Origin of the sequence: Shewanella schlegeliana, from assembly GCF_016765635.1 — a bacterium.
Lineage (GTDB): Bacteria > Pseudomonadota > Gammaproteobacteria > Enterobacterales > Shewanellaceae > Shewanella > Shewanella schlegeliana.
This window is the reverse complement of record NZ_JAESVD010000001.1, coordinates 264,065-278,631: the sequence shown is the minus strand read 5'-3', so window position 1 is coordinate 278,631 and position 14,567 is coordinate 264,065. Positions and strand designations below refer to the sequence as shown.

The window sequence follows — 14,567 nt, the reverse complement described above, 5'->3', positions numbered from 1 at the left end:
GTTGGCTAATATTAAAACAAAGAAACGCAGCTATTAGGCTGCGTTTCTTTGTTTTGCTCTATTCAGTGAACACTTGAGTTAGAACTAGTCACTAAAGTCATCGAGTAGAATGTTCTCATGCTCCACGCCTAGGATTTCTAGCATGGCGATTACCGATGAGTTCATGCATTGATGTAGGGCCACACATTGCTTTAACCCTACTTCAATTTCACCTTTCAGACCTGTTCAAAGAACACTAGCCTTAGAACTAGTCACCGAAGTCATCGAGTAAGATATTTTCAGGCTCAACACCTAGGCTTTCTAGCATAGCGATAACTGATGAATTCATGATCGGAGGTCCACACATGTAAAACTCACAATCTTCTGGTGCCTTGTGATTTTTAAGATAGTTTTCAAACAGCACGTTATGAATAAATCCTGTGTAACCCGTCCAGTTATCTTCAGGTAGTGGATCTGACAGCGCTACATGCCAAACGAAGTTATCGTTCTCAGCCGCTAGCGTATCAAAATCATCTTGATAGAAGACTTCACGGGTTGAGCGCGCACCGTACCAGAAGCTCATCTTACGCTTAGTCTTAACACTCTTAAGCTGGTTGAAGATATGTGAGCGCATCGGCGCCATACCAGCACCACCGCCGACAAAAACCATTTCGGCGTCAGTTTCTTTAACGAAGAACTCACCGAAGGGGCCAGAGATAGTCACCTTATCACCCGCTTTTAGGTTAAAGATATACGATGACATCTTACCCGGCGGTACATTGTCACTTGGCGGCGTTGCGATACGCACGTTAAGCATGATGCGCCCCTTTTCATCAGGGTAGTTCGCCATCGAGTATGCACGTAGCACGTCTTCATCGACTTTTGAGACCAACTTGAAGAGGTCGTACTTTTCCCAATCATCACGATATTCGGCAGGAATATCGAAATCAGCGTATTTTACTTCATGGGCTGGGGCTTCAATCTGAATATAGCCACCCGCTTTAAAGAGCACATCTTCTCCCTCAGGCAGTTTAAGCAGTAACTCTTTAATAAAGGTCGCTTGGTTATTATTTGAGATCACCTCACACTGCCACTTCTTAACGCCGAAGATCTCCTCGTCCACCTCAAGCTCCATATCGGTTTTCACCGACACCTGACAGGCTAGACGACAACCCTCTTTCGCCTCTTTCTTAGTGATATGGTCACGCTCGGTAGGCAAAATTTCACCACCACCTGATTTGACCTTCACTCGGCATTGCCCACAGGTACCACCGCCACCACAGGCCGATGGGATAAAGATATTTTTTCCTGCAAGTGCGCCCAGTAACTTGTCTCCGGCTTGTGTCGAGATACTTTTCTCTACGTCATCATTAATGCGAATGTTGACGTCACCAGTCGAAACCAATTTGCTCTTGGCGAATAAAATCACCATTACCAATATACTCACCACGAAGGTGAACATACCGATACCAATTGCCATTTCCATCGAATCTACCTTTTGTTTAATTCGTTTTCATTAAGGGTTTTAACACTCAAAACACCGTTAAATAGAAATTCCGGAGAAAGCCATAAAGCCTAATGCCATCAAGCCCGTCGTAATAAACACAATGCCTATGCCTTGCAAACCTTCAGGGATAGCATGAAACTTCATGCGCTCACGCAGACCGGCTAGCATCACGATCGCCATTGCCCAACCAAAACCTGAACCTAAGGCGAATACGGTTGACTCAGCTAAGGTGTAATCACGGTTCGCCATAAAGATAACGCCGGCGAAAATCGCGCAGTTCACGGTCAATAGTGGCAAGAATATACCCAGCGAGTCATACAGAGCTGGAATGTACTTATCTAAGAACATCTCCAAGATCTGCACTAAGGCTGCAATCACACCGATAAAGGTAATAAGTTGCAAATAGCTCAAATCCAGCGCAGGGTAACCCGCCCATGCAAGCGCGCCTGGGGCTAATACATTAGCGTAGATCAGCTGGTTAATCGGTACAGCAATGGTCATCACCACGATAACTGCGATACCAAGACCGAAAGAGGTTGACACCTTTTTCGATACCGCCAAGAAGGTACACATTCCCATAAAGAACGTCAGCGCCATGTTGTCGATAAACGCGGCTTGAATAAACAGATTAATATAATGTTCCATATTGACCCTTAGCCTCGCTTACGTTGAATGACGTTGATTGACCAGATCATTAGGCCAATAAGGAAGAATGCGCTCGGTGGCAACTTAAACATCTCGTTAGCAAGATACCAGCCACCATTCTCAACGGTTTGTAATATCTCATGGCCAAACAAGGTGCCACTGCCTAACAGTTCACGAACAAATGCCACCCCCAATAAAATCACGCCATAACCCATAGCATTACCTACAGCATCCACAACCGCTAAGTGAGGCGGGTTCTTCATGGCAAATGCTTCGGCGCGGCCCATGATGATACAGTTGGTGATGATCAAGCCAACGAATACCGATAGCTGACGCGATAGTTCATAGGCAACATCTTGCAGCACCATATCGACCACGATGACCAGTGATGCAATCACTGTCATCTGGGCAATAATACGCACGCTGTTTGGAATGAGTGAGCGAATGCTTGAGATAATGAGGTTTGAGAACACCAATACAAAGGTTACTGCCAGCGTCATCACTAACGCGGTCTGCATCGAGTTACTCACGGCTAGCGCCGAACAGACACCGAGCACCTGCATAGCAACAGGGTTGTTGCTAAAAATTGGCCCAGTTAATATGTCTTTAGTCGAAATAGTTTGAGCACTCATCCTTTATACCTCCGACGCTTTTAGTTTTTGGAAGAAGGTTTCAAAACCTTCATTACCGAACCAGAACTGTACAGCTCGCTGTAAGCCGCGTCCGGTCATCGTGGCGCCACTCACAGCATCAACACCGTGAACATCACCCTCTTTAGCGCCGCCTTTAACCACTTTAAAGGCCACTTTACCTTTCTCATCGAAGATCTGTTTATTATGCCACTTAGATGTCCACTCAGGATCGTTTAGGAAGTCACCAATCCCCGGCGTTTCACCATGCTCATAAACCACAATATTTTCGATGGTATTGAGGTCAGGCTTAAGTGCAACAAAACCGTAGATCATCGACCATAAACCTTTGCCATAAATTGGCACCACAATGCTGCGAAGCTTGCCGTTATCGTCAAACACCTTAAATACGCGTACTTGATCGGCGCGAGATTTAATTTTTGCGGTGTCTTTCTTCGGCTTGCTAGAAGTATCTGGGTTGATCGCTGCCATGCGAGGATCAAAGTCCATCACATTAGCATTGCTATCGACATCACCAGTATCTAATGACACCAGCAGCGGCTTAACGTCTTTTTCAAATATCACTCTGAAATCTTTATCACCGCTAAGATCAACATCTGCAGCCAGTAATACATTTCGCATCAGCTCATCGCGCTTCTTGACTAGCTTGCGCTCTTTAAGTACTTCTGCGGTGCCCGTGATCATAAATGAGCACAGTAAACATAGGGTCACGGTAAAAATCATGGTGCCCATAAAAGAATCTTTCTTTAATGCCATTACGCTTTATTCTCCGTATTGACCTGACGATTCGCACTCTTTGGCGTCCGATAAATGACATATTCAAATATCGCTTCCCAAATATTGGCAATTAACATCATTGGCATTGCCAATAATGACGCACAATCGCTTTGCATCGAATTAGCTCTATAGTCCATGACGCTTAAGTCTCCGCTTGATGTTGGCCTTAGCGACCAAATAATCGAAGATCGGTGCCCATAGGTTGGCAAACAAGATGGCCAACATGATGCCTTCAGGCATTTTGGGATTCACTACACGAATAAGCACAGTCATAAAACCAATCAATAGGCCGTAAGCAAGCTTGCCTTTAGTGGTATAAGACGTGGTCACAGGATCGGTCGCCATAAACATCATACCGATAGCAAAACCACCCGTGACAAGATGCCAAGTCCAAGGCATTGCAAACATTTCATTCTTGCTTGAGCCGATAAGGTTAAAGATGATCGCAGTGACGATCATACCCAGCATCACACCCACTACGATTCGCCAGTCAGCTAAACGCGTCAGCACAAGGAAACCGCCACCAACCAAAAGGGCTAAGGTGCTAGTCTCACCAATCGCACCCGGTGTAAAGCCAAAGAAGGCATTCCACCAGTTAGGGTCGCTAAAGGCATTAAACCAAGCGTAATCGGCAAAGCTCACCTTACCTGCCGCAGTTTGCATCAAGGTCGTTGCGCCAGAGAAACCATCGACAGCAACTAACTGACTCACAGCTGTCACTTGTGATGGGTAAGCGAAATAGATAAAGGCTAAACCCGCAAGTGCAGGATTTAAGAAGTTGTAGCCCATGCCACCGAAGACTTCTTTTGCCATGATCACGCCAAAGGTAATGCCCATTGCGACCAACCAAAGTGGCGTCGATACAGGTAAAATCAAGGTAAACAGCAATGCGGTGACAAAGAAACCTTCATGTAGCTCTTGGCCACGCACCTTAGCAAAAACCATCTCCCAAAACAGACTGACAACCAATGCTGTTAGATAGATAGGCGCATAGAAACTCAGGCCATAGAAGAATAAACCGATAAAACCGGTTTGCTCACTCATGCCACCAAAAATCAGGTTAAACGCAAAAAGCTGCCACACATCGGCTGTAGCCAAACCCGATGCAACGGCAATCTGAGCTTGAAGACCTATGTTGTACATACCAAACAAAATCGCGGGTAATAGACATAGACCCACAATAGTCATGGTACGTTTAACATCGATGGCGTCACGAATGTGTACCCGACCTTGAGTACTGCGACCATGGGCGATCAGCAGCGAGCTTAAATAGCCCTTTACCGAGTTACCCGGCGCATAATAATCCTCTTGGATATCAGGCTTTTTATCTTGCTGACTCATTACCCTTCCCTCTCAATAATCTCTAAACAAGCACGCAGCTCTTTACCAAAGTCATACTTGCCAGGGCAGACAAATGTACACAGTGCTAAATCTTCTTCATCCAACTCTAGTGCCCCAAGCGCTTGCGCCTCATCGGTATCACGTACCACAAGGTCTCTCACTAACAAGGTCGGTAAGATATCCAATGGCATGACGCGATCTAGCTGACCAAAGGCCATCATGGCGCGCGCCGAACCGCCAGTGTGAGTGGTAAAGTCGAACAGCTGCTTAGCCCCCTTAAGGCGTGATGTTACCGCGCGGGTAATGGAGAACTTAGTCGAGCCGCCACGTACCCAAGGTAATAGCTGATGCTTAGCATCTTCTTGCAGCACGCTGATTTGATTATGGAAACGGCCTAGGAAATCATGAGGTCCTTTTGCGGTATGACCCGACAATAGTGAACCAGACACCACCCGAGAGAAGCCCTCTTTAAGCTCACCACGAATGACTTCAGATAGCTGTGCGCCCGCTTGAATTCGAATAAGGCGCGGATTGATCACGTCGGGACCGGCCAATGCAACAACGCGATCGGTATAAAGCTCACCCGTTAAAAATAGCTTGCCGTAGGCGATAACGTCTTGATAGCCAAGGTGCCACACTGGACGATCAAGGCTGGCAGGCAAAACAAAATGAATATGAGTGCCGACGATGCCGGCGGGATGGACTCCGGCAAAATAGTGATTGCTGACTTTGGGTAAGTCATGACCTGGCAAAGGTTCGCCTTGCTCTTGGCATAGGTGTACCTTTCCATCCGTCAGCTGGCTCAATACCTGTAAGCCCGCAGCAAATGCTTGCTCTTGTTCACGAATAATCAGTCTAGGTTCGGCGGCCAATGGATTGCTGTCCATTGCGCTAACAAAAATACCAGCAGGAAGGCTATCTAGTTGAGGGGCTTTCGAGAAAGGTCGTGTACGTAGTGCAGTCCATAAACCACTTTCAACAAGTTTGTCTTGTACGGCTTGACGACTTAGCGAGTCTATATCTTTACTTGCTGTAAAGTTTTTTGCCTCAGTGTCATCACATTCAATAACGATTGATTGGAAAAGTCTGCGTTCACCACGATTAATGGCGATGACCTTACCACTTGCGGGTGCAGTATAGATGACACCGATATTTTTTTTATCTTCAAAAAGAGCCTGGCCCTTTTGAACGCTATCCCCAACCTCTACAAGCATAGTGGGTTTTAAGCCGACATATTCTTCACCGAGCAAGGCTACATGAGATGCCTTAGGGCCATCATGGATCACTTGCGAAGGTTCACCGGCTATGGGCACATCTAAGCCCTTTTTTATCGTTATAACTTGGTTTGAGTAACCTGCCATCACTAAAATCAACCGTTAAAAAATTGGATGCACAATAATAAATGTTTGTTAACTAATATTCCGAGCTAGACTTCACACTTTGCGTCCAAAATTGTAAGTTACCAACAAAAAATAGCACTCACCGAGAGCGTTTCGTGACAGACATTCCAAAGCGTCAGTTAAAATTACTTTTTATGTAGTTTTAATACGTAAATAACATAATAAACAACCAATTGAATTCACAACAGCGGCATTACAAACAAAAATCGATAAAAACCGTACTTTAACAACAAGATAGCTTCACATATCTTTTAAAAGACCAGTAGTGAACAATCTTCAATCTAAGGCTAGCCCTTTGGATTGACAGTAAAATTACACAATAAAAATAACACTCACGTGACTCGCTTTCAGTTACAGCTATCATCACGAATTTTTCTCATCTTTGCCCTAACCACGACACCACAACCAAGATGGCATTAAGCCTCAATTTTTTATTGCCTTGGTCTATCTCGACCTTGGTTTAGAAAAAAGTCATTTTGTCATTCATTAGCCATCAACTGCGCCAAACTTGTCAGGCTGCACTAGACTTATCCATAAGGCTGAATATTGGTTACTTATTTTGCTATCACACAGATTGTCCACCTTTATGTCACTGCTACTGGTTGCAATTTTTCTGCAACTCTCATTTTGTTGTGCCAACAGCTATGCCGACACGACACAAGAGTCGAGCATGACCCCAAGGCCACAAGTCTTGGTTCTTGAATTTGAAGGCGCCATCGGTCCGGCAACCAGTGAGTACCTCACTCAGGGTATTGAGCAAGCAAATGCGAGCGCTGCACTCGGAAATGGCGAAGTCGCGCTCGTCGTTATCGTAATGGACACACCAGGAGGCCTCGTTTCCAGCCTAAGAGATATCAACCAAACGATTCTAAACTCCTCAGTCCCTATCGCCTGCTTAGTCGCCCCTCCAGGCGCAAGAGCGGCCAGTGCTGGCACCTATATTCTTTATGCCTGCCATATTGCCGCCATGGCCGATGCCACCACCTTAGGCGCTGCAACACCTGTCAGTATTGGTCCAGGTAGCACACCAACGCCGGCACCAAAAAACGATCCACAGGATGAGGAGAAAACAGCCCCCGCGTCCCAGAGTGCAATGGAAAAGAAAGTCCTCAATGATGCCATTGCTTATATACGTGCGTTAGCGCAGCTTCGGGGCAGGAATGAGCAATGGGCCGAGCTAGCCGTAAAAGAAGCGGCGACTCTAACGGCAAAAGAAGCGCTCGAAATGAATGTTATCAACATCATCAGTCCCGATGCGCCGCGGTTAGTCGCCGAGCTTACAGGATGGCAAGTTGAGATAGATCATCGACAACTAACATTGGCTTTAGATAATGCCGAACTACATTATTTAAAACCCGACTGGCGTAACCGTATCATCTCCACAATTACCAATCCCAACGTAGCTTATATTCTGATGTTAATCGGGATCTACGGTATCTTGCTTGAATTCTATAGTCCGGGGATAGGCGTCGCTGGTGTGACAGGAGCCATTAGCCTGCTGATAGCCTTATATGCATTCCAGATGTTACCCATTAGTTATGCGGGCTTAGGCTTGTTGCTACTCGGGATCGCACTTATCACCATTGAATCTTTCGCCCCAAGCTTTGGCATATTTGGCTTGGGAGGTATTGCCGCCTTTGCCATCGGCTCCTTGTTCTTACTCGATACCGAAACCGATCACTTTGCCCTTTCACTGCCTCTCATCGCAGCGGTGTCGGTGGCGGTGACGTTAATGTCGCTTTTAGTACTGGGCACACTATGGCGTAGCCGAAAATCGCCAGCGGTCAGTGGTGATGGTCTGATTGTGGGTCAGACAGCACTGGTCGTTGATGATTTTACGCTGTCAGAGCTCGAAAGGAATATGCTCGAAAGAGAAAAGCTAGAAACAGATGTGCTTGAAGCCCGCAATGTAAGCGACACTCGACCTACATACAAAGGCTTTGTACTGCTTCAAGGTGAGGTCTGGGCGGCCAACTCTCACTCAGCACTTCTAAAAGGCCAACAAGTTACCGTTGTAGTACGTCACGATCTTTCGCTGGAGGTCGAACTGCCTCCAATTTCTAATCAAGCAGTGCTCAATAGCTAAGGAACCTAATATGGAACCTATTGTCAGTAATGGCAGCGTCTTTATCGGCGTATTAACCTTCCTGGTTGTCGCCTTGCTCGTCAGCATGTTTAAGATTTTAAGAGAGTATGAGCGCGGTGTGATCTTCCTACTGGGTCGTTTTTATCGAGTAAAGGGCCCAGGGTTGATCATAGTGATCCCCATAGTGCAGCAGATGGTACGAGTCGATCTGCGTACCGTGGTGATGGATGTACCGACTCAGGATGTGATCAGCCGCGATAACGTCTCTGTAAGGGTTAATGCGGTGATCTACTTTAGGGTGATCGATGCTCAAAAAGCGATTATCAACGTCGAAGACTATCTGCAAGCCACATCACAACTGGCACAAACCACCTTACGCTCGGTGCTCGGTCAACATGAACTCGATGAGATGTTGGCCAATCGAGAGATGCTCAATACCGATATTCAAGCCATTCTCGATACTCGTACCGATGGCTGGGGAATTAAGGTATCTAACGTCGAGATCAAACATGTCGATCTCAATGAAACCATGATTAGGGCAATTGCAAGACAGGCCGAAGCCGAACGTACTCGTCGAGCCAAGGTGATCCACGCCTCTGGTGAGATGGAAGCCTCCGCAAAATTGGTTGAAGCCGCCGAGAAACTCTCTTCAGAGCCCAACGCCATATTACTGCGTTATTTGCAAACCCTCACTGAAATAGCCGGAGAGAAGAACTCAACCATTCTGTTCCCCCTCCCCATGGATCTACTCAAGGGTGTATTTAGAGAGCAGGATAAAAAACCATAGCAGGAAAATATAGTTTCAAGGCAAGCGTTCCATCTCTCGTCTTTAAACACGAAAAAGCCCTCTTTTTAGAGGGCTTTCTGTTGTTAACTTAGCAGTTAACGGCTAAGCATTAACGACGGACGTTAGCTAAATAGGGTTAGCTATTGGCGTTAGCCTGTTCAACTGGCACAGGGATTTCAGTTTCTGGGTTAAACTTATCGATAACCACAGCACAAACTGCATCGCCAGTAATGTTTAGCGTGGTTCTGATCATGTCAAACACACGGTCAAGAGCGAACAGTAGTGGTAGGCCTTCAATTGGAATACCTGCAGCAACTAATACCGCAATCACTAGGAATGATGGACCCGGTACACCCGCTTGGCCAATTGCGCCCAATGTCGAAGTGAAGATGATAGCAACGTAAGCAGCAAGGCCTAACTCTACATTGAACATCTGAGCGAAGAATACCGCAACTAGACCGTAGTAAATCGCGTTACCACTCATGTTGATAGTTGCGCCTAAAGGCAATACAAACGCAGCAGTCGACTTAGATACGCCTAGCTCTTTCTCACACACTTCGATGTTCACAGGCAGCGCAGCCATAGATGAAGCGGTAGACATAGCCAATGCTTGCGGCTTCTTCATTGCCGATAGGAACTTACCAACCGGAACGTTAGAGAAGAACTTCACCATCAATGGGAAGAAGATAAAACCGTAGATTAAGATAGCTGCGACATAAACCACAAACAGGTTCAATACCACTGTCAATGATTGGAAGCCAAAGGTACCAACAGAGTCAGCCATCAAACCAAACACACCAATAGGAGCAATCAACATCACGATGTTAATCATCCAAATAAAGGCTTCAACGATAGTATTAAGTGCAGAAGTAATCGGCTTAGCGGCTTCTTGATTAACTTTAGTCAATGCGATACCAAAGAAGATACAGAATACTAAGATCTGTAGAATGTTACCGCCAGTTAGCGCCTCGAATACGTTAGTTGGGATCATACCGATAATCGTATCGGCCACACCAGGTAGTGCGCCCTGCTCAGCGGTGACTGCAGCCAGACCTGCTGTATGCTGTGAGAAGTCCATGCCAACACCAGGCTGGAAGAACTCTCCCATCACCAGTGCCAAGGTCACAGCTAATGCTGATGTCACCATGAAGAAACCTATGGTGCCAATACCTACTTTACCCGCCGATGGGCCAGCACCTAAGCTCGCAGCACCCGCAATAATTGAAACAGCAACTAACGGGATCACCAACATTTTAATTAAGTGAATAAAAAACGTACCCAGCGGAGCGAAGATTGAAGCATCTTCTCCCATCATCATACCCACGATCGCGCCTAGGACCATGGCTACAACCACTTGGAATCCAATGTTTTTATAAAACTTTTTCTTTTTGTTCAACACCCTAGCTCCATCACAGACATACTTTATTAAGAGGCATTGATACCCCTTTGATTATTTAATCCAAAAATAACACGCAGCATTGTCAATTAATGTGATTCACTAACGAGTTATGACCAAATAAGACAAATAACAAAATTTACCCTTACTAGACTGAATAATCCTCAAAAAACACACCAATAAAAAATCGAAAATGCATTTTTCAAAAACAAGTGTTACACACTATAGTGTCGACATAACCAATAGCTAACCCACCTCAACAACTGAACAACATAACAGCTTAAAATACCGACTACACCTGCTTTTTCTAGGCTCGGTAACATAAACCTAACACTTAGTCGACACATGCTTGTGCTTTTCCTAGATCTGAGAAGAGGAGCGTCCTCGTAGTGAGCCTGCGAACGCCCTAGGAACAATAGAGCTATTTCCAGCCACTTTCATAAGCTAGCAAGCTAAATTCTGTCTATTATTAAATAAGCACTTAAGTCGATTACAGTCCCCACGGTATTGGTGAGGATATAGTGCGTTATCAATAATGTTTCACGTTATATTTTTACAGAGGGTATTATTATGCGTACTCGCCAGATTTTGTGCCCAACTGACTTTTCAGAAACGGCATCCCACGCTTTAGGCTATGCCATTGAGATGGCAAACTTGTATCAAGTGAATATCCGTTTATTACATGTCATGAGTAAACCCTACGGAGAACACAATTACGGCATTGTGGTTGAGAGTATTGAAGAGTTAGAAACTCAACTTAAAGCCTATTCCAACGAAAAGCTCGATGCGCTGGTAAAGGAAATTGAGCCACAGCTGAATAAGACACTTCAAGTTAAACCCGCCATAAGAAGCGGTGATACCTTTGCTCAGATCCTCGAGGATAGCATTGAGAATGATGTTGGCATGATAGTTATCGCCAGCCATGGTCATACAGGCCTATCTCATATGCTCAACCCTAATGTATCTGAACAGTTAGCAAATAAAGCAAAATGTCCCGTTTTAGTGGTTAAGTGAAAAAAGAAGGTTCTAGGTTCTAGGTTCTAGGTTCTAGGTCAGGCAAGATAAATCTGAACTGATACTAGGTTTGTCTTTTCCTAGGCTCTCGAAGCGCAGCGCCCTCGTTCCTAGCGCCTTATAAGCCCATGAACTGTAAAATCCTGTAATCTCGCTGCTAACTTACTTAAATATACGTTATGCTGCACTGTATAAACCAAAAACTAGAACAAAAAACACCTATGTGCTTAACATCACGGCTTACAACTTTATCCTCTATTGCCCTAATCTGTACCCTACTCAGCGCTTGTAGCAGTAAGCCTGATATTGAAGCCGAAGAGTTTGTTGGGCAAGTTTCCGACTCCTTCAGAACTGATATAAAGAGTAATGGCTTAAAGCTTTTTACCTATCGCGCCATTCTCACCATTGAGACACCACAAAGTGAACCTTTGCCCCACGAGGTGCGCTCAAATCAGAAGAAACGCTCACGCACAAAGCAACGTTATCAAGGGCCAGACCTAAGCGGCTGGACGGCGCAAGTAGAGCATGGTTTACAGCAAACCATCAAGATGACGGGCTATTGTAAAGAGGGATATATCGAGCTCAACCGTACAATTCAGTATGATCGCGGCACTATACGAGGTGAGTGTAACGATGGCGCCGATGAAGCGGATCTCGTCAAGTTTGACTCTTAAGACTCCAATTGAGCAGGTGTTCGAACACACAGCGTTTTAAAGCACCTTTTTAAAGCTGCCTTTCAACCAGCCCTTTAAAACTGTGCTTTTAAATCAGTAAGCTGCTTGGCTATGAATATCAGCATTGCAGTAAATATGGTTATATCTATAGTTTAGCTAGAACTATGACTCTGCCGGATAACCACAATCAGTCAGGAACTGTAAAAAGCCATACTCAGTTAACCAACAAAGCTGCTCCTCTGAGCTAACCAAAAATCGACCGCTGTAACACAAGCCGTGGCCAGATACTTGGCCCACCACATTAGTGGAGCGTGGCACAATCAACATCCATCGCTGAGTCAGTAAAATATTATAAGGTAAACACTCCGCGGCGCCGTCAGTCTTGGTCGTTTTGTAGCGGCTAAACTTAAGCATTGCGGCGTGATAATGCTGCATCAATAATTCGGCATCTAAGTGTTCAAATTGAAATAGATAATGCTTAAAGGGTAATTGGCCTGAGAGTATTGAAGCTTCTAATAAGATAGGCGTCTTGACTAACTGCATATGACGATGCATTTGGCTAGCGCCAGCATCGTGCCCTGCATTAAAAAACCCCAGCGTATCGACCGAAGATACGCCCTTAACCCATGCCTGAAAATCGACTAATCTTAAAGCCGATGTTTGCGAAAGATAATCTTTAGCACAGATCAATATATGCGGAGTGATAATCGGAAATTTATTCAGTAAACAGACATGCTCTGAACCTACCTCTCCAATATAAAGAGAAGGATCATAGGGAGCAATAAAGGGATCATGTAGCGACACCTGCGGCTGATGCTTTTTCGCCATATTCTCTGTGACTATGTTGCCTAAATAGTTAATTCCATCTAGTTCAATTAATGTATCTGCGTCTGTTAACGGCAGTAATATACCGGTTTGCACACCGCTCTCTGTTAGCTTCTCCGCTATTGTCCAAAGCATTTGACTCGATCCAATTCAAAAAGTTGCCGACTGAGAATAATCTATTCATTGTGATAAAAACAGCCGTTTTCGCTACTTTACCAAAGCCTAACCGCCCTAAATCACTTTGGGATAAAAGCAGCTCACTTCGAAGGACACTGAGGCCACGAAGAAAGGCTACTGTCGGTAGTAAGCTCACATATCGCAACCTCTGTGAAACGCTGTAAAGCCCTGCTAAACGGCCAGTTCGGCATCAATGCCTCTCGTTCGAACAGTATCTCTTTGAGATACCTCACCTTGAAACCCAAGACCACACCGTTATGGTATATGACTATTTTTCTCTGAGAATTAGCCCACTCAGATGTTGGTGATCATTAAAGACCTAACACGGAATTGGACATAAACGCGTTAGAGTCAAAACTCTTAAAGTTAAGGCTCATATTAGTGAAAGTATGGCAAGTGGATATACGGTAACGCCCTGCTAAGATGTGAAGTGCTCAATACTGAAGCCACAGCATGCCGAATCACTCTTGAACAATTTGTTAAATGCCAAACTTTTCGGAATTACTTTTGCTTTTGAATTTATATTTTATACGAATTGGTATTAGTGTTAATTTGTACCAAAAGTCAGAAACGCGATCATGAAATGTTCTATTCAACTGCCTGTATTCATGCCTGATACTAAGCATAATTTGTAAATAAGGATCATCGATAGGCTCGTCAATTGGTTCACAAGCCTGTTCATTTACCCTTTTTAGAGCAAGATAGCTTCTCTTAACGGAGTCAGGTGTAATCAAACGCGCTTTCTCCCAGTTTTTGTTTATGATTGGACTGAAGTAAGAAAGGTTTTCAGTTATGTGATTCATTAAACGTTGAAAACGCTCCTTAAACTCACTGTCATCTAGATAAAAAACTGGAGACTGATAGTTTATAAACTCACCAAATGGACACTCATGCTTTTGGCGCTCGTGAGCATAATATGCTTCTGATACTCTCGAGTTAAATTCTGCTTTCTCTCTATCGGTATTAACTGTCGGAGGATATGTAATATTCATTCCGTATGTTTTTTCTAACCAATGAGCGTTGGTGAAATCATTTACTGCATTTTCTAAATACTTGTCTTCACTTTTAAATGTTTGTTCCAATTGATTTCGATAGTGATATAACAGTAAGTCACACGCATCGTGATAAACCTTGTCATATGCACGAACTTTTTCTAGCTTACGATTTAGTCTTGCTTGACGAACAGCATATACAAAACTTACTGCTGACACAGCCAAGCTACCAATTGAAACAATAATAGCAATCTGCGATTTATCCAAAAAACCTCTCCTTGACATTTAACGCCCCGCACACAGGCCAGTGAAACGAG

The 14,567-nt window shown here is 44.7% G+C and carries 14 protein-coding genes; 4 read left to right on the top strand and 10 right to left on the bottom strand.

Annotated elements, in window-relative coordinates; genetic code table 11:
- Positions 1–247: 247 nt before the first annotated feature.
- The 7 genes from nqrF to JMA39_RS01250 are packed head-to-tail and all read right to left on the bottom strand — an operon-like array spanning position 248 to position 6,260.
- On the bottom strand, positions 248–1,465 hold the full coding sequence (gene nqrF / locus JMA39_RS01280) for an NADH:ubiquinone reductase (Na(+)-transporting) subunit F (protein WP_202720031.1): 1,218 nt from the start codon (positions 1,463–1,465) through the stop codon (positions 248–250).
- A gap of 57 nt (positions 1,466–1,522) precedes the next feature.
- Positions 1,523–2,131 (bottom strand): NADH:ubiquinone reductase (Na(+)-transporting) subunit E, encoded by a 609-nt coding sequence (gene nqrE, locus JMA39_RS01275; RefSeq protein ID WP_202720030.1) that lies wholly within the window; start codon positions 2,129–2,131, stop codon positions 1,523–1,525.
- Between the two features lie 8 nt (positions 2,132–2,139).
- A complete protein-coding gene (locus JMA39_RS01270) occupies positions 2,140–2,763 on the bottom strand; it encodes an NADH:ubiquinone reductase (Na(+)-transporting) subunit D (RefSeq protein WP_202720029.1) in 624 nt (207 codons plus the stop codon).
- A 3-nt stretch (positions 2,764–2,766) separates the two neighbouring features.
- Positions 2,767–3,537 (bottom strand): Na(+)-translocating NADH-quinone reductase subunit C, encoded by a 771-nt coding sequence (locus JMA39_RS01265; protein WP_202720028.1) that lies wholly within the window; start codon positions 3,535–3,537, stop codon positions 2,767–2,769.
- Positions 3,537–3,674 (bottom strand): hypothetical protein, encoded by a 138-nt coding sequence (locus JMA39_RS01260; RefSeq protein WP_202720027.1) that lies wholly within the window; start codon positions 3,672–3,674, stop codon positions 3,537–3,539. Before JMA39_RS01260 ends, JMA39_RS01265 begins: the two co-directional genes overlap by 1 nt.
- 10 nt (positions 3,675–3,684) lie before the next feature.
- The gene (locus JMA39_RS01255; protein ID WP_202720026.1) at positions 3,685–4,899 is read right to left on the bottom strand and encodes an NADH:ubiquinone reductase (Na(+)-transporting) subunit B; all 1,215 of its coding nucleotides are present in this window, start codon (positions 4,897–4,899) and stop codon (positions 3,685–3,687) included.
- A complete protein-coding gene (locus tag JMA39_RS01250; RefSeq protein WP_202720025.1) occupies positions 4,899–6,260 on the bottom strand; it encodes a Na(+)-translocating NADH-quinone reductase subunit A in 1,362 nt (453 codons plus the stop codon). The genes JMA39_RS01255 and JMA39_RS01250 overlap by 1 nt, the downstream gene beginning before the upstream one ends.
- A 625-nt stretch (positions 6,261–6,885) precedes the next feature.
- Between JMA39_RS01250 and JMA39_RS01245 the strand changes: the two genes are divergently transcribed.
- Together JMA39_RS01245 and JMA39_RS01240 are read left to right on the top strand one after the other, a co-directional pair.
- Positions 6,886–8,385: an NfeD family protein gene (locus JMA39_RS01245; protein WP_248986329.1), complete on the top strand. Its 1,500-nt coding sequence runs from the start codon at positions 6,886–6,888 to the stop codon at positions 8,383–8,385.
- Between the two features lie 10 nt (positions 8,386–8,395).
- Entirely contained in the window at positions 8,396–9,172 is a 777-nt protein-coding gene (locus JMA39_RS01240; RefSeq protein ID WP_202720023.1) for a slipin family protein, read from the top strand.
- 136 nt (positions 9,173–9,308) lie between these two features.
- On the opposite strand, the gene JMA39_RS01235 is transcribed toward JMA39_RS01240, so the two are convergent.
- Positions 9,309–10,571, bottom strand: a complete 1,263-nt coding sequence (locus JMA39_RS01235) for a dicarboxylate/amino acid:cation symporter (RefSeq protein ID WP_202720022.1) — start codon at positions 10,569–10,571, stop codon at positions 9,309–9,311.
- A 567-nt stretch (positions 10,572–11,138) separates the two neighbouring features.
- Between JMA39_RS01235 and JMA39_RS01230 the strand changes: the two genes are divergently transcribed.
- Together JMA39_RS01230 and JMA39_RS01225 are read left to right on the top strand one after the other, a co-directional pair.
- A complete protein-coding gene (locus JMA39_RS01230; RefSeq protein WP_202720021.1) occupies positions 11,139–11,582 on the top strand; it encodes a universal stress protein in 444 nt (147 codons plus the stop codon).
- Between the two features lie 221 nt (positions 11,583–11,803).
- Positions 11,804–12,256, top strand: a complete 453-nt coding sequence (locus tag JMA39_RS01225; RefSeq protein ID WP_202720020.1) for a hypothetical protein — start codon at positions 11,804–11,806, stop codon at positions 12,254–12,256.
- Between the two features lie 162 nt (positions 12,257–12,418).
- Here the strand turns inward: JMA39_RS01225 and JMA39_RS01220 are convergent, their stop codons facing one another.
- Both JMA39_RS01220 and JMA39_RS01215 read right to left on the bottom strand, forming a co-directional pair.
- On the bottom strand, positions 12,419–13,216 hold the full coding sequence (locus JMA39_RS01220; RefSeq protein WP_202720019.1) for an ATP adenylyltransferase family protein: 798 nt from the start codon (positions 13,214–13,216) through the stop codon (positions 12,419–12,421).
- A 521-nt stretch (positions 13,217–13,737) separates the two neighbouring features.
- A complete protein-coding gene (locus tag JMA39_RS01215) occupies positions 13,738–14,517 on the bottom strand; it encodes a hypothetical protein (RefSeq protein WP_202720018.1) in 780 nt (259 codons plus the stop codon).
- Positions 14,518–14,567 lie beyond the last annotated feature (50 nt).